This is a genomic window from Streptomyces sp. NPDC001594 (genome assembly GCF_042893675.1).
Classification (GTDB): domain Bacteria; phylum Actinomycetota; class Actinomycetes; order Streptomycetales; family Streptomycetaceae; genus Streptomyces.
The window spans coordinates 115671-132307 of record NZ_JBIAVB010000016.1; the positions used below are offsets into that span (position 1 = coordinate 115671).

Here is a 16637-nt window from a genome sequence, read left to right on the forward strand (position 1 = left end):
GGCGAACGCCCGGGCCCTTGCGATCAAGAGGAGAGCCGACGCAACGTTGATTACATGATTACAGCCGAACAGAGCGAGAAGCTCCGAGCGTGGTTCGCCGAGCGCCTGCCGGTGGACGTCTACGAGTCCCTCGTCTCGGTCACCGTCGACCGGGAGGAGATCACCGTCGTCGGCGCCGTCCCGGCGTCCGAGTCGGTCAAGGAGTTCCGCGAGCGCACCCGCGAGCAGCGCATGGAGGTGGCCCGCGAGGCCGAGGAGCTCTACCGCCGCAAGGTCGCCTGGGGCGTGAAGTCGGGTGAGGAGACCGTGCTCTTCACCCACCTCGCGGTCCCCGTCATGACCCGGCTGCGCCAGTCCGAGCGCCAGGTCCTCGACACGCTGGTCGCCGGCGGGGTGGCGCGCAGCCGGGCGGACGCCCTGGCCTGGTGCGTGCGCCTGGTCGGGGAGAACACCGACGAGTGGCTGCGGGAGCTCCGCGAGTCCCTCGACAAGGTCCGCCAGGTGCGCGCGCAGGGCCCCGACATCCAGAAGTCTCAGCCGGAGTGACGGAAATCCCCACCGGGCACTGATGATCCCGGAAAGTATCCGGGACGACCTGATCCCAGGGAGAGGCACGCACACCATGACCACCACCGTCGAGTACATCCGCTACCGGATCGCCTCGCAGGACCAGCAGGCCTTCGAGGAGGCGTACGCGCGCGCGGCCGAGGCCCTGGCGGCCTCGCCCGAGTGCATCGACTACGAGCTGGCGCACAACACCGAGGACACCGAGCGCTACATCCTGCGGATCCGCTGGACCTCGGTCGACGCCCACCTCAACGGTTTCCGCAAGGGCGAGCACTTCCCGGCGTTCTTCCAGGCGATCCGCCCCTACGTGACGAACATCGAGGAGATGCAGCACTACACCGTCACCGACGTGGTCGGCCCGGGGAAGGCCGCCGGCCAGTCATGAGCACCACGCCCACGATCTACGAGTGGATGGGCGGCGCGGAGGCCATGAACCGCCTCACCGACGTCTTCTACGGCCACGCCCTGCGGGACGAGATCCTGGCCCCGGTCTTCGCGGGCATGGACGCGGAGCACCCGCGGCACGTCGCGGTCTGGCTGTCGGAGGTCTTCGGCGGCCCGGCCGGCTACTCGGCACACCACGGCGGCCACATGCACATGGCCACCAAGCACCTGGGGCGCGGCATCACCGAGCGGCAGCGCCGCCGCTGGGTGGACCTGCTGCTGGACACGGCCGACGAGGTCGGCCTCCCGACGGACCCCGAGTTCCGGGCGGTGTTCGTCTACTACATCGAGTGGGGCACCCGGATGGCCCTGATCTACTCCGGCCCCAACCCGCCGCCGGTGGACGCGGCCAAGGTCCCGGTCTGGTCCTGGGGCCAGACCCCGCCGTGGATCCCGAAGGCGAAGGACGAGTGAACGAGCAGCCCCGCGGCCCGGAAGGCCGCGGGGCCTGCCGCACGCCGCGCGGCCGGCCTAGGGCCTGTCCGGCGGATCATGGCCGGGGCCTCGGCGCCCGGCACGGCGCCTCGCGGCGTTGCCGAAACGCCCCAATAGCTCCGCTATCGAGACGCTCCGGCGCCTTGCGATGCACCGCGCCGGACACCGCGGCCTGTCCGACCCTGATCCGCCGGACAGGCCCTAGCCGGCCAGGACCACCGTGAGCGGCGGCGCTCCCCGCTGCCCCCGCCAGAAGTCCACGGCCTCCTCCAGGACCTCCCCGAGCGTCTCCCAGTCCTCGGCCCGCTCGGCGGCGTACCCGCGCCAGGAGGTCACCGCCAGCAGCCGCCCGGGGGCCTCCGGCAGCCAGGACAGGTCGACCAGCGCGTCGGCCAGCGCGTCCCAGTTGCCGCCGAACCACTCCGGCACCCGCAGCGCCGCCGCGCAGCGCCGCATCAGGGCCGCCTTGCTCCGCACCCCGTCCAGGTCCAGCCGTACGGTCGTCCAGCCGGCCTCCTCGGCGGCGGCCAGGGCGGGGGCGAGCGGCTGCGGGTCGAGGGTCATCGGAGCACCGCCTTGAAGGTCTCGTAGTGGTCGTCCGTGTAGTAGAACTCCCCGCCCCCGCCCGTGACGATCCGGCGGGCCCCGCGGTCGCGCTCCCCGGGGGTCCTGACCGTGTACTCGTGGTAGTAGCCGCGCTTCCGCTGGGGCAGGGCCTTCTCGAAGTTCCCGAAGACGGTCCCGTCCTGCCGGTACGGGTAGGGTCCGCCCTTGTCGATCAGCGCGAGCACCTCGCGCGCCTGCGGGGGCAGCGCGTCGGCCCGTACGGTGGCCATCCCCTTCGCCCAGGAGGGCGCCGCGGCGGCACTGGCGCCCGTACCGGCGGGCGCGGTCGGCCCGGACCCGCCGCCGCAGGCCGTGGCGCCCGCCGCCAGCGCGACGCACAGGAACAGGGCCCCCAGCGTGCGCAGCAACGACCGGGGCACGCTCCGAAAGATCATGCGCCGATCGTGCCAAATATCCGTTTTCTTGGCGAGTCGCCGTGCGGGAGCCGGCCGGTCCTCCAGCGCGGCGGAGCCCGTCAGAGCTCGTCGGGGTCGGCCCGCTCCAGCGCCGGCCGCAGCCCCGGGGCGGACTCGGTCAGCAGGTAGTCCGCCACCGCCGTGTCCGTCACCAGGCTGGTCACGAGGCCGGAGCGGAGCACCGCCCCGATCGCGGCGGCCTTGCGCAGCCCGCCCGCGATCGCCACGACCTCCGGGATCCGGCGCAGCCGGTCGGCCTCGACCGTGATGCACCGCTCGCCGAGGTCCCGGCCGACCCGGCGGCCCTCCGCGTCGAAGAGGTGGGCCGACATCTCGGCCGCCACGCCCAGGGAGGCGTAGTGCGCCCGCTCCTCGTCCGTGAGCATGTCGTGCACGGTCGAGATCCCCGGCTCCCAGGAGCCGATGGACACGGCCGCCACGGTGACCTTGTCGAAGTACTCGAAGGCCCGGGCGATCCCCGTCTGGTTGCGCAGCGCCGCCGCCGTCGCCGGGTCGGGCAGCAGCATCGGGGCGTAGATGGGGTGCGCGTCCCCGCCGGAGACCTGCGCGGCGCGGCGCACGGCCTCCACGGAGCCGCGCTCGGCCGTCCCCGCGTCGTACACGCCGGTCAGCTGGACGACCGTGCACGGGGGCAGCCGGTGCAGGGAGGCGGCCATGTGGATGGTGGACCGCCCCCAGGCCAGCCCGAGGACGTCGCCCTCGTTGACCAGTTCGCCCAGCAGGTCGGCCGCGACCGCCCCGAGGTTCTCCGGATCGGGCGCGTCCTCGCTCGCGTCGGCCGGGGACTCGACCACGACGGCGTGCCGCAGCCCGTACCGGGCGCGGAGCGCGTCGGAGCGCTCCGCGTCCAGTTCCGCCGGCACCCGGATCTCGATGCGGACGAGGTCGCGTTCGAGGGCGGTCTCCAGGACCCGGGCCACCTTGAAGCGGCTCACGCCGAACTCCTCGGCGATCTGGATCTTGGACTTGCCCTCCTGGTAGAAGCGGCGCGCCATGGCCGCCGCCTGCACCAGCTCCGCGGGTCCCATCCGCAGGGCTGACCGTCCCGCCGACATTGCAGACACCGCGCTCTCCTCACTGCTGTTCACACTGTCGTGTTCACACTCTCGACTCGCCGTTCATCCTGTCAGATCCGGCGGCCATTGATCAGCCTGGACGACATCCGTTCACCGAGCCGTTCACCAACGCTTCGCTCAGTGGTCGCAGGCCCACGGCGCCGCGGCGATCGCCGCACCCGCCTGGTCACGCAGAGTCCGCACCGCGGCGGCCGGATCCACCGCCCCGTAGACCGCGCTTCCGGCCACGAACACGTCGGCGCCGGCTTCGGCGACCCGCTCGATGGTGGTGGCGGACACCCCGCCGTCGACCTGGAGCCACAGGTCCAGTCCGTGCTTGGCGATCAGCTCACGGGTCCGGCGGACCTTGGGCAGCATGATGTCGAGGAAGGACTGGCCGCCGAAGCCCGGCTCGACGGTCATGATCAGCACCATGTCGAGTTCGGGGAGGATGTCCTCGTACTGCTCGATGGGGGTGCCGGGCTTGAGCGCCATCGCCGCCCGGGCGCCCAGGGCGCGGATCTCGCGCGCGAGGCGCACCGGGGCCGCCGCGGCCTCGGCGTGGAAGGTGACCGAGCCGGCGCCCGCCTCCACGTACTGCGGCGCCCAGCGGTCGGGGTCCTCGATCATCAGGTGCAGGTCGAGCGGGATGTCCGTGGCACGGCTCAGGGACTCCACGATCGGCACGCCGAGGGTGAGGTTCGGGACGAAGTGGTTGTCCATGACGTCGACGTGCAGCCAGTCGGCCCCCTCGACGGCCCTGGCCTCCTCGGCGAGACGGGCGAAGTCGGCGGACAGGATGCTGGGATTGATCTGAACGGCCATGCCCCAAGCCTGCCATGCCCTCGGCCACTTCCGGCCACGGCCCCGGAACTCGCGGTTTCCGTAGCGCTGCTTAAGTGATTCCGGCGTCGGCACCCACCCCTCCTTCGCGGTCGGAAGGGGCCACGGAAGACCACGGACACACCTGCCCGCCCGGCGCCGGTGTCCGCCGTGCGCGGCGGGCGGTGCGCGGGCCACCGCCCTCGACATGGCCGCCTGGCCCCCGGCCCTGGTCGACTCCCTGCGCGTCTGGTGCGTGGGCGCCGAGCACGTCGCCGTCGGCTGGGCGCCGCTACGCGGTGCGGCGCAGGAGGGCCAGGTACATCGCGTCCGTGCCGTGGAGGTGCGGCCACAGCTGGACGTCCGGGCCGTCCCCGAGGGCCGGTACGCCCTCCATGTACGGACGGGCGTCGATCAGTTCGGCCGCCACCGGGGAGTTGCCCGCGCCGCGGCCCTTGAGGACGTCCTCCACCACGACCCGGGTCTCGGCCAGGTGCGGGGAGCAGGTGGCGTAGCCCACGACGCCGCCGACCCGCACCGCGGACAGGGCCTCGCGCAGCAGGGCGCGCTGGAGCGGGGCGAAGCCCTCCAGGTCCTGCGGGCGGCGCCGCCAGCGGGCCTCGGGGCGGCGCCGGAGCGCGCCCAGACCGGAGCAGGGCACGTCCATCAGCACCCGGTCGAAGGAGCCCGGGCGCCATGGCGGCCGGGTGCCGTCGGCGGCGATGACCTGGTACGGGCCCGGGTTGCCGGCCAGCGCCCGCTCCACGAGGCGCGCCCGGTGCGGCTGCTTCTCGGAGGCCAGCAGGAAGGCACCCCGCTGCGCGGCCAGCGCGCCCAGCAGCGCCGCCTTGCCGCCCGGGCCCGCGCAGCCGTCCAGCCAGCGCTCGTCGCGGCCCTCGACCGGAGCGGCCGCCAGGGCCATGGCCACCAGCTGGCTGCCCTCGTCCTGCACACCGGCGCGGCCCTCGCGGACCGCCTCCAGCGCGCCCGGCTCGCCGCCCTCGGCCATCCGCACGGCGTACGGGGACCAGCGGCCCGGCAGCGCCGACTCCTCGCCGAGCGCTTCCACCAGCTCCTCGGTCGTGGACCGGCCCGGCCGCGCGACGAGGGTGACCTCGGGCCGCTCGTTGTCGGCCTCCAGCAGGTCCTCGATCCCGGCGCGGCCGCCGCCCAGGGCGTCCCACAGGGCGCTGACCACCCAGCGGGGGTGGGAGTGGTAGACCGCGAGGTGCTCCTCGGCGTCCTCGTCGTACGGCGGCGCGACCCGCTCCAGCCAGCCGTCGAGGTCGTGCGCGGCGATCTTGCGCAGGACGGCGTTGACGAACTTCGCCCGGCCGTCGCCGAGCACCACCCGGGCCAGCTCCACGCTCGCGGAGACGGCCGCGTGCGTGGGGATGCGGGTGCCCAGCAGCTGGTGCGCGCCGAGGGACAGCACGTCCAGGACCGGCGGGTCCACCTCGCGCAGCGGCCGGTCGACGCAGGCGGAGATGATCGCGTCGTACGTGCCCTGGCGGCGCAGGGTCCCGTAGACCAGCTCGGTGGCCAGGGCCGCGTCGCGGGCCTGGAAGGACTCGTCCTGGCGGGCCTTCTTGAGCAGCGGGGGCAGGACGAGGTTGGCGTACGCGTCGCGCTCGTCCACCGCCCGCAGCGCCTCGAAGGCCAGCATCCGGACGGGGTCCTTCTGGGGCCGGCGGTAGGGCTTGGCCGACCGGCCGCCGGAGGCGGGGCTGCGTCGGGACTGCGGGGACTTTTCGCTCACGTGGAAGGTGCTCCGGAGGTACGAGGTGCCAGGGTGCTGCGGGATGTACGGGGTCGCGGGTCCTGCCGGTCGGCAGGGGTCCCGCGGGTTCCGCGGGGCCCGCCGTGGTGGCCGGGCCCGTACGAGGGCGCCCGGGCCGGGCGGGGCGCGGATGGAATCAGCCTACGTCGGTCCCGCCCAGGCGCTCGCCGGGAGCGATGCGCACCCCGCGGGCCCAGTCGGCGCCCTTCATCGGCTTCTTGCCCTGCGGCTGCACCCAGAGCAGCTCGACGGCGTGCGAGCCGGTGCCGACGTACACGTTGTTCTTGGCCGGGGCCAGGACGCCCGGGGCGAGGTCGGTGCGGTCGGGGACCAGGCCGACGGAGATCAGCTTGAGGCGCTCGCCGCGGAAGACGGTCCAGGCGCCCGGCGCCGGGGTGCAGCCGCGCACGACCCGGTCGGCGCGCAGCGCGGGGGCGTTCCAGTCGACGCGCGCGTCCTCTACGGTGATCTTCGGCGCGAGGGAGACCCCGTCGGCGGGCTGCTCGACGGCGCGCAGGGTGCCGTCCTCGATGCCGTCCATCGTCGCGGTCAGCAGCCCGGCGCCCGCGAAGGCGAGCCGGGTCAGCAGGTCGCCGCTGGTGTCGGTGGGACGGATGTCCTCGGTGAGGACCCCGAAGACCGGGCCGGTGTCGAGCCCCTCCTCGATGCGGAAGGTGGAGGCGCCGGTGACCTGGTCACCGGCCATGATCGACTGCTGGACGGGCGCCGCGCCGCGCCAGGCGGGCAGCAGCGAGAAGTGCAGGTTGACCCAGCCGTGGACGGGGATGTCCAGGGCGCTCTTGGGGATCAGGGCGCCGTAGGCGACGACGGGGCAGCAGTCCGGGGCGATCTCGCGCAGCCGCTCCTGGAACTCCGGGTCGCGCGGGCGGACCGGCTTGAGGACCTCGATGCCCGCTTCCTCGGCACGCTCGGCCACCGGGCTGGCGACCAGCCGCCGGCCGCGGCCGGCCGGTGCGTCGGGCCGGGTGACGACGGCCGCGACCTCGTGCCGCCCGGAGGCGATCAGGGCGTCCAGGGCGGGCACGGCGACCTCGGGGGTGCCTGCGAAGACGAGCTTCACTGGGGTCCTACCTCGCTATCTCGGCGTCAGCAGCGGTCCAGTCTAGGGGGCGTGGTCCCCCGGGCCCACCTGCGGGATCGGGGGCGTACGCACACACGCGCGCCTCTCGCATATGCCGACACGCCCCCAGGGCGTGACCTGGGGGCGTGTCGACGCGTTGGTCAAGAGAGATTGACCGAAACGGGCCGCGATTCTGAACGGTGTCTGCGGCCCGATCCGCTCTTAGCACCGGTTCGAGAGGCTTCTCCATGGCCGACCACGCCACCCATGACGCCCAAGCACGGGCCAGCCTGCACCTCCTGGTGCGGGACATCGAGCGGGTTCGCCGGCAGGTGGACGCACTGCGTACGCTCACCGCCCAGCTCGGCAACGTGTACCGCCCGCGCCGCTCCGGGCCCTCCACGGGCTTCGTCGTCTACGGCAGGGCCCCCGCGCCCACCGTCCGCCTCGCGCAGGAGCTGCGGGACAGCGTCGAGACGCTCGTCACCGCGGCGGTGGACTTCGACCGTTCCCTGGGCTTCTCCTGGGACGCGGTCGGATCGGCGCTCGGCGTCACCAAGCAGGCCGTGCACCGCCGGTACGGGGCGCGGCGGGCGCAGGCCGCCGAGGCCGCGGAGCCGGTGGCCGAGGCCGGCACCACCCGGACGCTGGGGCCGCTGCCGACGATTCCGGCGGCCCGGTCCGTCCCGCCGCAGCCGGTCCGCGAGGACGCCCAGGCGGCCGCGGCCCCGGCCGTCCGCCAGTCGGCCTTCCCCGGCCCCCGCAACGGCTGACCCCGGCCCCCGCCGCCGGGACGCCGACCCCCGACGGCCTCGGCCCCGCGGAGCCGCCCCCTGCCGGGCGGCCCCGCGGGGCTGTCCCCAGGGGCGCGGGGAGCAAGCGCCGCGCAGCGGCACGCACCCGCACCGCCGGACGGCCTCAGCCGATGTCCGGCGGGTCGATCCGTACCCGGACCGCGTCGGCGACCGGCACGCCCCGCGCCATCCGCGCCGCCTGGGCGGACTTCAGCGCCGCGGCCAACGCCGCACCGCTCCCCGGCGGCACCCGGATCAGCGCCCGCTCCCCCGGCGAGGCCTCCCCCCGCCGCCCGGGCAGCGGGACGGGCCCCAGCACCTCGGCGTCCGGCGGCAGCGCGGCGGCCTCCAGGAAAGCCTCCACCGCCTCCCCCCGCCCCGCCACCGCCGCCATCCGCGACACCGGCGGGAACCCGAGCTGCGCCCGCTCCGCGAGCTCCCGCACCGCGTGCCCCACGGGATCCCACCGCACCAGGGCCTGCACCGGCCGCAGCGTCGGCTCGGCCACCACCACGACCTGCCCGTCCGCCCGGACCAGCGAGGCGGCGGCGATCCAGCGCCGCAGCGCGTCCTCCCCGGCCCGCAGGTCGGGCCGGGTCAGCATCGCCCAGCCGTCCAGCAGCAGCGCGGCCGCGTACCCGGCGCCCGCCGCGACCGGTTCGGCGCCGGGGGTGGAGACCACCAGCGCCGGCCGGTCCGGCACCTCGTCCAGCACGTGGTCGCGCCCCGAGGTCCGCACCGGCACCGCCGGAAAGGCCCGGCCCAGCTCCTCCGCGGTCCGCCGCGCGCCCACCACCTGGGCCCGCAGCCGGAACGACCCGCACTCCTCGCAGTGCCAGGCCGGCTCGCCCCGCCCGCACCAGCCGCAGTGCAGGTCCCGCTCGTCGGGCGCCTCCAGCGGCCCGGCGCAGACCTTGCAGCGGGCCGGGGTACGGCAGCGCTCGCACGCCAGCCGGGGCACGTACCCCCGCCGCGGCACCTGGACCAGCACGGGCCCGCTCTTCAGCCCCTCCCGGACGGTCTCCCAGGCCAGGCTCGGCAGCCGGGCCGCGCGGGCGGCCCCGTCTCGGGCCAGCAGCTCGTCGCCGACGGTACGGATCCTGGGGGCGGCGGCGCGCACCGTCTCCCGGTCGGCGGTCAGCGGCCGGGCCCAGCCGGACTCGACCAGCTGGGCGGCCTCGACGGTGCAGCTGGTGCCCCCGGCGAGGAAGGCGCAGCCGTCGGTGACCGCGCGCAGCTCCAGGACCTCGCGGACGTGCGGGAAGGGGGCGTGGTCGTCGCCGTGGCTGGAGTCGCCGTCGTCCCAGACCGCGACCAGCCCGAGGTCCCGGACGGGAGCGAACATCGCCGCCCGGGTGCCGACCACGGCCCGCACCGAGCCCCGGTTGACCGCGAGCCACTCCCGGTAGCGCTTCTCCGGCCCGGAGTCGGCGGTCAGCAGCGCGTGCCGCCCCTCGCCCAGCAGGGCCTTGAGGGCGGCGTCGACCCGGGCTGCCGTGCGCCCGTCGGGGACCACGGCCAGGGCGCCGCGGCCGGAGGCGAGGGTGGCGGCCATGGCCCGGGCCAGCTCGTCGGCCCAGCCGGGGCCGGGCAGGGCGGTCCACACCGCGCGGGGGCTACCGCCGCCGGCCAGGGCGCGCAGGAACGCGGGCCCGGCGCCGTAGCGGCTCCAGCCGCCGGGCTCGGGCGCGGCGGGCGGGGGCAGCGGGGCCGGGGAGGGTTTGGCCTCGGCGCGGGCGTTGCGCTTGGGGAGGGCCAGCTGGAGGACGTCGGCCAGGCTGCCCGCGTACCGGTCGGCGACGGCGCGGGTGAGGGCCAGCATGCGGGGGCCGAGGACCACCTCGGGCGAGACGACCTGGGCGAGGGCGGCCAGCGCCCCCTCGTAGTCGGACTCGGCGCGCCGCTCGACGATGAAGCCGTCGATGAGGCCGCCACCCTCGCGGCGGCCCCCGTGCACCCGGTGGGCGCCCGCGCCGAAGCGGACCCGGACGCGGACGCCGGGGCGGGCGGCTTCGGAGAGTTCGGCGGGGACGGCGTAGTCGAAGAGCCGGTCGAGGTGGAGGACGCCCTTGTTGACGAGGACGCGGGCCACCGGCAGCTCCTCGGCGAGGGCGGCTCCGCGCCAGGTGCGCGGCTTGGCCTTGGGGGCTTTGGCCTTCGCTTCGGCGACCATCTCCCGGATGAGCGCGAGCTGCTGCGGCGGGCCGCCGGGGCCGTCTGCGTCGGGTGTGTTCTCGCTGCTCACAGCAGCATTCTTACCAGGGGGAACCGACAGTCGGCCGGGGGCCGCAACGCGATACCGCCCCGGACCTGCGGGTCCGGGGCGGTATCAGGTGTGGAGCGGGGTGCCGGTTACAGACCGGCGGCGGCGCGCAGGGCGTCGACGCGGTCGGTGCGCTCCCAGGTGAAGTCGGGGAGCTCGCGGCCGAAGTGGCCGTACGCGGCGGTCTGGGCGTAGATCGGGCGCAGCAGGTCGAGGTCGCGGATGATCGCGGCCGGACGCAGGTCGAAGACCTCGCCGATCGCGTCCTCGATCTTCTGGACGTCGACCTTGGCGGTGCCGAAGGTCTCGACGAACAGGCCGACGGGCTCGGCCTTGCCGATCGCGTACGCGACCTGGACCTCGCAGCGGGCCGCGAGGCCGGCGGCGACGACGTTCTTGGCGACCCAGCGCATCGCGTACGCGGCCGAGCGGTCCACCTTCGACGGGTCCTTGCCGGAGAAGGCGCCGCCGCCGTGGCGGGCCATGCCGCCGTAGGTGTCGATGATGATCTTGCGGCCGGTCAGGCCGGCGTCGCCCATCGGGCCGCCGATCTCGAAGCGGCCGGTCGGGTTGACCAGCAGCCGGTAGCCGTCGGTGTCCAGCTTGATGCCGTCCTCGACGAGCTGCGCGAGCACGTGCTCGACGACGAACTCGCGGATGTCGGGAGCGAGCAGCGAGTCCAGGTCGATGTCCGCCGCGTGCTGCGTGGAGACGACGACCGTGTCCAGGCGCACGGCCTTGTCACCGTCGTACTCGATGGTGACCTGGGTCTTGCCGTCGGGGCGCAGGTACGGGATGGTCCCGTTCTTGCGGACCTCGGACAGGCGGCGCGAGAGCCGGTGCGCGAGGTGGATCGGCAGCGGCATCAGCTCGGGGGTCTCGTCGCAGGCGTAGCCGAACATCAGGCCCTGGTCGCCGGCGCCCTGGCGGTCGAGCTCGTCCTCGTCGCCCTCGACGCGGGTCTCGTAGGCGGTGTCGACACCCTGGGCGATGTCCGGGGACTGGGCGCCGATGGACACCGACACGCCGCAGGAGGCGCCGTCGAAGCCCTTCTTCGAGGAGTCGTAGCCGATCTCGAGGATCTTGTCGCGGACGAGCTGGGCGATCGGGGCGTACGCCTTCGTCGTCACCTCGCCCGCGATGTGCACCAGGCCGGTGGTGATGAGGGTCTCCACGGCCACGCGCGAGGTCGGGTCCTCGGTGAGGAGGGCGTCGAGGATCGTGTCGCTGATCTGGTCAGCGATCTTGTCGGGGTGACCCTCGGTCACGGACTCCGAGGTGAACAGACGACGGGACACAATGCTCCCTGGGGTTGCAGCGGCTGCTGGCTGATCATTTGGCGGAACGATACCGGGGGCTGCGCCCGATCACGTTCCAGATGCAGTTTATCGGTCGCCACCGTTCACCGGACCACCCGTCTCGCCTTATGGGAGCCGTGTGACCTGCGGCACTCCATTCTGACCCACGGATTTCCCGGCGAGAAGGGAATCGCTCAGGCGCGTCGGAGCTCGCTCGGAGGCGCGAGGCGCGGCGCGACCTGGTCCCAAATGACGTCCGCCAGAACTTCCTTCGGACCATAGGGGACCTGTACCTCTCCGCCATCGGAGGCCAGGATGACGGCTTCGTTCTCCTCGGATCCAAAGGTCTTGCTCTCGCCGACCTCATTGACGACGAGGAGGTCGCAGCCCTTGCGGCGGAGCTTGGCGCGGCCGTTGTCGAGCACGTCGTCCGTCTCGGCGGCGAATCCGACCACGACCTGACCCTTCAGGGCCCGCTCGGCGGAGATCTCGGCGAGCACGTCGGGGTTGCGCACGAGCGCCACCGGTTCGGGGTCGCGGCCCTCCTGCTTCTTGATCTTGCCGTCGGCGTACACGGCGGGCCGGAAGTCGGCCACGGCCGCGGCCATCACCACGGCGTCGGCGTCGGCCGCCGCCTCCAGCACCGCCTCGCGCAGCTGGAGGGCCGTGCCCACCCGGACGACGTCGGCCCCCGCGGGGTCGGCCAGCGCGGTGTTGGCGGACACCAGGGTGACCCGGGCGCCGCGCGCAACGGCGGTGCGGGCCAGCGCGTAGCCCTGCTTGCCGGAGGAGCGGTTGCCGAGGAAGCGAACGGGGTCCAGCGGCTCGCGGGTGCCGCCGGCGCTGATCACCACGTGCCGTCCGGCCAGGTCGGGGGCGGCGCCGCCGCGGGCGAGGACGGCCCGGCAGACCTCGAAGATCTCCTCCGGGTCGGGCAGCCGGCCCTTGCCGGTGTCCTTGCCGGTCAGCCGCCCGACGGCGGGCTCGATGACCACCGCGCCGCGGCGGCGCAGGGCGGCGACGTTCTCCTGGGTGGCGGGGTGCTCCCACATCTCGGTGTGCATGGCCGGGGCGAAGACCACCGGGCAGCGGGCGGTGAGCAGGGTGTTGGTGAGGAGGTCGTCGGCCAGCCCGTGGGCGGCCTTGGCCAGCATGTCGGCGGTGGCCGGGGCGACGACCACGAGGTCGGCGCTCTGGCCGATCCGCACGTGCGGCACCTCGTTCACGCTCTCCCACACCTCGGTGGAGGCCGGGTTCCCGGAGAGCGCGGCCCAGGTGGCCTCGCCGACGAAGTGCAGGGAGGCGGCCGTGGGCACCACCCGCACCTCGTGCCCGGACTCGGTCAGCCGGCGCAGCAGCTCGCACGCCTTGTAGGCGGCGATGCCGCCGCTGACTCCCAGCACGACCTTCGGCTTGTCCACTGCTTCTCCCGTGATCGGTTGCGTCGTACCTATGACACACCACAGGCCCGGCAGCCGTGCTGCCGGGCCTGTGGTGTGCGATGTCGCGGCCTTACTGGGCCGGGGCCTCGATGGCCTCGGAGGTCAGCAGACCCGCGTTGATCTCGCGCAGGGCGATCGAGAGCGGCTTCTCGTGGACGTGGGTGTCCACGAGCGGGCCGACGTACTCCAGCAGGCCTTCACCGAGCTGCGAGTAGTACGCGTTGATCTGACGCGCACGCTTGGCCGCGTAGATCACGAGGCTGTACTTCGAGTCAGTGGCCTCGAGCAGCTCGTCGATCGGCGGGTTGATGATGCCCTCGGGCGCGGTGATGGAAGAGGACACGCTCTACCTTCCGAAGATGTATAGAAAAGTCAGACGACTTCCATCAAGGCTAGCAGCTCACGTGCCACGTCCTCGACGGAGGTGTTGACCAGGGTGGTGTCGAACTCCGCCTCGGCGGCGAGTTCGACCTTGGCGGCGCCGAGGCGCCGCTCGATGACCTCGGGCGACTCGGTGCCCCGGCCGGTGAGCCGGCGGACCAGCTCCTCCCAGCTCGGCGGGGCCAGGAAGACCAGCTGGGCCTCCGGCATCGACTCGCGGACGAGCCGGGCGCCCTGGAGGTCGATCTCCAGCAGGACCGGTTCGCCGTTGTCGAGGCGTTCCAGTACCGCGCCGCGCGGTGTGCCGTAGCGGTTGCCCGCGAACTCGGCCCACTCCAGCAGCTCGCCATTGGCGATCAGCTTGTCGAACTCGTCGTCGTTGACGAAGAAGTAGTGGACTCCGTGTCGCTCACCGGGCCGCGGCTTGCGGGTGGTGGCCGACACCGAGAGCCACACCTCGGGGTGGACCTTGCGCATATGCGCGACGACCGTGCTCTTGCCGACCCCCGAGGGGCCGGAGAGCACGGTCAGCCGCGGACGAACCTCTGCTGCCATAGAGCGATTATCCAGGTTCTCGGGACTGCCTGAGAACGCCGGGAGAACTCCGGGCGGCGCCTCAGGCGCCGCTACCGCCGAACTCACGCTCCAGAGAGGCGATCTGGTTGGAGCCGAGACCTCGGACACGCCGGGACTCGGAGATGCCGAGGCGCTCCATGATCTGCTTGGCGCGGACCTTGCCGACGCCGGGCAGCGACTCGAGAAGGGCGGAGACCTTCATCTTGCCGATGACGTCGTTCTCCTGGCCCGTCTTGATGACGTCGTGGAGGGAGGCGCCGGAGTGCTTGAGTCGATTCTTCACCTCGGCCCGCTCCCGGCGAGCCGCGGCGGCCTTTTCGAGCGCTGCTGCGCGCTGTTCAGGGGTAAGGGGCGGAAGAGCCACGCCTACGTCACCTCGGATGTCGAACTGTCGGATACGGACCGGCGGGGAGCCCTCGGGCACCACGCCGGGCGAGCTCCCGAACAGCGGTGGAACTCGTTCGCTGCGCGTTCACTCTGGTCGGAGACTAGCGGCCAAGGCCGCTCCAGTCAGCGAGAACGGACGAAAAGTCCTGGTCAGCCTCCACTGAACCGTACATCACGGGCAAAACACCCCGGTTTTGTCCGGGGAAAGACGTTCGATTTTCGTCAGCCCGTGCCCGGTGGGCGCTCCGCGCCGGTCCGCGACCCCTCCGCTCAGACCGCCACGGCCTCGCGGATCTCGTCCGCGAACCGCTTCGCGGAGGCCCGCAGGGCGGCGGTGTCCGGCCCGTGCTTGAGGACGCCTCGAGAGACGTTCGGGACCACGTTGCCCACGGCCGCGCCGAAGACCGCCGGGAGGTCGGCCGCGGTCGCGCCCTGGGCGCCGATGCCGGGGGCCAGCAGGGGGCCGTTGATGTCCAGGTCGAAGGAGGACAGGTCGCCCAGGGTGGCGCCGACCACCGCACCGAAGGAGCCCATCGGCTCCGCCCCGGAGTTCTCCGCCGCCAGGTGCGCCAGCATGGTCGCCCCGATGGAACGGCCGTCCTCGCGCACCGCCCGCTGGACCTCGGCGCCCTCCGGGTTGGAGGTCAGCGCCAGCACGAACAGACCGGCGCCGGACTCGCGCGCCAGGTCCACGGCCGGCTTCAGCGAGCCGTAGCCCAGGTACGGGGAGACGGTCAGCGCGTCCGAGAACAGCGGGGAGGAAGGGTCGAGGAAGGCGGAGGCGTACGCGGCCATCGTGGAGCCGATGTCGCCGCGCTTGGCGTCCATGACCACCAGGGTCCCGGCCGCGCGGGCGTCGGCCACGGTCCGCTCCAGCACCGCCACGCCCCGCGAGCCGAACCGCTCGAAGAAGGCGGCCTGCGGCTTGAAGACCGCCACCGAGTCGGCGAGGGCCTCCACGACGGTGCGGGAGAACCGCTCCAGGCCCGCGATGTCGTCCGCCAGGCCCCAGGAGTCCAGCAGGGCGGCGTGCGGGTCGATGCCGACGCACAGGGGGCCGCGCGCGTCCATGGCGGCGCGCAGACGGGCGCCGAAGGGGGTCACAGGGGTCTGGGAGGTCACTGGGCGGCCTTTCGGGTCTCGGCGCCCACGGCCTCGGCCAGGGTCGCGTACGGGCTGGCGGCCAGGCGTGCGGCGAGGCCCTTGTGGATGGCGCGGGCGTAGAACGGGCCCTCGTAGATGAAGGCGCTGTAGCCCTGGATCAGGGTGGCGCCCGCCAGGATCCGCTGCCAGGCGTCCTCGGCGTTCTCGATGCCCCCGACGCCGACCAGGGTGATCCGGTCGCCCACGCGGGCGTACAGGCGGCGCAGGACCTCCAGGGAGCGCTCCTTGACGGGGGCGCCGGACAGTCCGCCGGTCTCCTTGACCAGGGCCGGGTCGGACTTCAGGCCCAGGCCCTCGCGGGCGATGGTGGTGTTGGTGGCGATGATGCCGTCCAGGCCCAGCTCCAGGGCCAGGTCGGCGACGGCGTCCACGTCCTCGTCGGCCAGGTCCGGGGCGATCTTGACCAGCAGCGGGACGCGGCGGCCGGCGACCGAGCGGTCGGCGGCCTCGCGCACGGCGGTGAGCAGCGGGCGCAGGGATTCCGTTGCCTGGAGGTTGCGCAGGCCCGGGGTGTTGGGCGAGGAGACGTTGACGACGAGGTAGTCGGCGTGGCGGGCGAGGCGCTCGGTGGAGACCACGTAGTCGGCGGCGGCCTCGGCCTCCGGGACCACCTTGGTCTTGCCGATGTTGACGCCGACCACGGTCCTGAAGACCGGGTTGCGGGCCGCCAGGCGGGCCGCGACGGCCTCGGAGCCCTCGTTGTTGAAGCCCATGCGGTTGATCAGCGCGCGGTCGGGGACCAGGCGGAAGAGCCGCTTCTTGGGGTTGCCGGGCTGCGCCTGGCCGGTGACCGTGCCGATCTCGACGTGGTCGAAGCCGAGCATGGCCATGCCGTCGATGGCGACGGCGTTCTTGTCGAAGCCGGCCGCGAGCCCGAAGGGGCCGTGCATGCGCAGGCCCAGGGCCTCGGTGCGCAGCTCCTCGTAGCGGGGGGCCAGGGCCGCCGCCACGAAGGTGCGCAGGACCGGGGTGCGGGCGGCGAGGCGGATCCACCGGAAGGCCGTGTAGTGGGCCCGCTCGGGGTCCATCTGCTTGAAGACCAGGTTGAAGAACAGCTTGTACATCGTCCGAAAAGTCCCTTCTGCGCTCACGAAGAGGGGGACAC

General features: G+C 73.6%; 18 protein-coding genes. 4 read left to right on the forward strand and 14 right to left on the reverse strand.

Features of this window, described 5'->3' with window-relative positions; genetic code table 11:
• Positions 1 to 54 precede the first annotated feature (54 nt).
• The 3 genes from ACFY0O_RS28870 to ACFY0O_RS28880 all read left to right on the forward strand — a co-directional run bounded on the left by ACFY0O_RS28870 (position 55) and on the right by ACFY0O_RS28880 (position 1425).
• Positions 55 to 546, forward strand: a complete 492-nt coding sequence (locus ACFY0O_RS28870) for a hypothetical protein (RefSeq protein ID WP_358894521.1) — start codon at positions 55 to 57, stop codon at positions 544 to 546.
• A 76-nt stretch (positions 547 to 622) separates the two neighbouring features.
• Positions 623 to 952 (forward strand): putative quinol monooxygenase, encoded by a 330-nt coding sequence (locus ACFY0O_RS28875; RefSeq protein WP_388951866.1) that lies wholly within the window; start codon positions 623 to 625, stop codon positions 950 to 952.
• Complete coding sequence (locus ACFY0O_RS28880; protein ID WP_388951868.1) at positions 949 to 1425, forward strand: group II truncated hemoglobin; 477 nt, start codon at positions 949 to 951, stop codon at positions 1423 to 1425. Before ACFY0O_RS28875 ends, ACFY0O_RS28880 begins: the two co-directional genes overlap by 4 nt.
• Before the next feature lie 222 nt (positions 1426 to 1647).
• On the opposite strand, the gene ACFY0O_RS28885 is transcribed toward ACFY0O_RS28880, so the two are convergent.
• The 6 genes from ACFY0O_RS28885 to fmt all read right to left on the reverse strand — a co-directional run bounded on the left by ACFY0O_RS28885 (position 1648) and on the right by fmt (position 7227).
• Positions 1648 to 2010, reverse strand: a complete 363-nt coding sequence (locus ACFY0O_RS28885) for a barstar family protein (RefSeq protein WP_388951871.1) — start codon at positions 2008 to 2010, stop codon at positions 1648 to 1650.
• Positions 2007 to 2447 carry a ribonuclease domain-containing protein gene (locus tag ACFY0O_RS28890; protein ID WP_388951873.1) on the reverse strand — a complete coding sequence of 147 codons (441 nt, stop codon included), beginning with the start codon at positions 2445 to 2447 and terminating at the stop codon, positions 2007 to 2009. The genes ACFY0O_RS28885 and ACFY0O_RS28890 overlap by 4 nt, the downstream gene beginning before the upstream one ends.
• Before the next feature lie 80 nt (positions 2448 to 2527).
• The gene (locus ACFY0O_RS28895) at positions 2528 to 3544 is read right to left on the reverse strand and encodes a sugar-binding transcriptional regulator (protein ID WP_388952040.1); all 1017 of its coding nucleotides are present in this window, start codon (positions 3542 to 3544) and stop codon (positions 2528 to 2530) included.
• 138 nt (positions 3545 to 3682) lie between these two features.
• Complete coding sequence (gene rpe, locus ACFY0O_RS28900) at positions 3683 to 4369, reverse strand: ribulose-phosphate 3-epimerase (protein ID WP_388951876.1); 687 nt, start codon at positions 4367 to 4369, stop codon at positions 3683 to 3685.
• Positions 4370 to 4658: 289 nt separating this feature from the next.
• Entirely contained in the window at positions 4659 to 6125 is a 1467-nt protein-coding gene (locus ACFY0O_RS28905) for an RsmB/NOP family class I SAM-dependent RNA methyltransferase (RefSeq protein WP_388951878.1), read from the reverse strand.
• 157 nt (positions 6126 to 6282) lie between these two features.
• Positions 6283 to 7227 (reverse strand): methionyl-tRNA formyltransferase, encoded by a 945-nt coding sequence (gene fmt, locus ACFY0O_RS28910; protein WP_388951881.1) that lies wholly within the window; start codon positions 7225 to 7227, stop codon positions 6283 to 6285.
• Between the two features lie 248 nt (positions 7228 to 7475).
• Here fmt and ACFY0O_RS28915 point away from each other — a divergent pair, with 248 nt between their 5' ends.
• Complete coding sequence (locus ACFY0O_RS28915; protein ID WP_388951883.1) at positions 7476 to 8000, forward strand: hypothetical protein; 525 nt, start codon at positions 7476 to 7478, stop codon at positions 7998 to 8000.
• 145 nt (positions 8001 to 8145) lie between these two features.
• On the opposite strand, the gene ACFY0O_RS28920 is transcribed toward ACFY0O_RS28915, so the two are convergent.
• The 8 genes from ACFY0O_RS28920 to ACFY0O_RS28955 all read right to left on the reverse strand — a co-directional run bounded on the left by ACFY0O_RS28920 (position 8146) and on the right by ACFY0O_RS28955 (position 16596).
• Positions 8146 to 10266, reverse strand: coding sequence for a primosomal protein N' (locus tag ACFY0O_RS28920; RefSeq protein WP_388951886.1), 2121 nt, complete (start codon positions 10264 to 10266; stop codon positions 8146 to 8148).
• A 107-nt stretch (positions 10267 to 10373) separates the two neighbouring features.
• The gene (gene metK, locus ACFY0O_RS28925) at positions 10374 to 11582 is read right to left on the reverse strand and encodes a methionine adenosyltransferase (RefSeq protein WP_388951889.1); all 1209 of its coding nucleotides are present in this window, start codon (positions 11580 to 11582) and stop codon (positions 10374 to 10376) included.
• Positions 11583 to 11776: 194 nt separating this feature from the next.
• A complete protein-coding gene (gene coaBC, locus ACFY0O_RS28930) occupies positions 11777 to 13003 on the reverse strand; it encodes a bifunctional phosphopantothenoylcysteine decarboxylase/phosphopantothenate--cysteine ligase CoaBC (protein WP_388951891.1) in 1227 nt (408 codons plus the stop codon).
• 91 nt (positions 13004 to 13094) lie between these two features.
• Positions 13095 to 13367, reverse strand: coding sequence for a DNA-directed RNA polymerase subunit omega (rpoZ, locus tag ACFY0O_RS28935; RefSeq protein WP_004948662.1), 273 nt, complete (start codon positions 13365 to 13367; stop codon positions 13095 to 13097).
• 29 nt (positions 13368 to 13396) lie between these two features.
• Entirely contained in the window at positions 13397 to 13960 is a 564-nt protein-coding gene (gmk, locus tag ACFY0O_RS28940) for a guanylate kinase (RefSeq protein WP_388951894.1), read from the reverse strand.
• 61 nt (positions 13961 to 14021) lie between these two features.
• Positions 14022 to 14345: an integration host factor gene (locus ACFY0O_RS28945; RefSeq protein ID WP_030234009.1), complete on the reverse strand. Its 324-nt coding sequence runs from the start codon at positions 14343 to 14345 to the stop codon at positions 14022 to 14024.
• 293 nt (positions 14346 to 14638) lie between these two features.
• Entirely contained in the window at positions 14639 to 15490 is an 852-nt protein-coding gene (gene pyrF / locus ACFY0O_RS28950) for an orotidine-5'-phosphate decarboxylase (RefSeq protein ID WP_388951897.1), read from the reverse strand.
• The gene (locus tag ACFY0O_RS28955) at positions 15487 to 16596 is read right to left on the reverse strand and encodes a quinone-dependent dihydroorotate dehydrogenase (RefSeq protein WP_388951899.1); all 1110 of its coding nucleotides are present in this window, start codon (positions 16594 to 16596) and stop codon (positions 15487 to 15489) included. The genes pyrF and ACFY0O_RS28955 overlap by 4 nt, the downstream gene beginning before the upstream one ends.
• Between the last annotated feature and the right edge of the window lie 41 nt (positions 16597 to 16637).

Bases quoted from the DNA above. Each gene is read 5' to 3' on its own strand.
- ACFY0O_RS28895 (WP_388952040.1), bottom strand. From the start codon at position 3,544: ATGTCGGCGGGACGGTCAGCCCTGCGGATGGGACCCGCGGAGCTGGTG.
- ACFY0O_RS28955 (WP_388951899.1), bottom strand. From the start codon at position 16,596: ATGTACAAGCTGTTCTTCAACCTGGTCTTCAAGCAGATGGACCCCGAG.
- rpe (WP_388951876.1), bottom strand. From the start codon at position 4,369: ATGGCCGTTCAGATCAATCCCAGCATCCTGTCCGCCGACTTCGCCCGT.
- ACFY0O_RS28915 (WP_388951883.1), top strand. From the start codon at position 7,476: ATGGCCGACCACGCCACCCATGACGCCCAAGCACGGGCCAGCCTGCAC.
- ACFY0O_RS28890 (WP_388951873.1), bottom strand. From the start codon at position 2,447: ATGATCTTTCGGAGCGTGCCCCGGTCGTTGCTGCGCACGCTGGGGGCC.
- ACFY0O_RS28870 (WP_358894521.1), top strand. From the start codon at position 55: ATGATTACAGCCGAACAGAGCGAGAAGCTCCGAGCGTGGTTCGCCGAG.
- ACFY0O_RS28880 (WP_388951868.1), top strand. From the start codon at position 949: ATGAGCACCACGCCCACGATCTACGAGTGGATGGGCGGCGCGGAGGCC.
- ACFY0O_RS28875 (WP_388951866.1), top strand. From the start codon at position 623: ATGACCACCACCGTCGAGTACATCCGCTACCGGATCGCCTCGCAGGAC.
- ACFY0O_RS28885 (WP_388951871.1), bottom strand. From the start codon at position 2,010: ATGACCCTCGACCCGCAGCCGCTCGCCCCCGCCCTGGCCGCCGCCGAG.
- gmk (WP_388951894.1), bottom strand. From the start codon at position 13,960: ATGGCAGCAGAGGTTCGTCCGCGGCTGACCGTGCTCTCCGGCCCCTCG.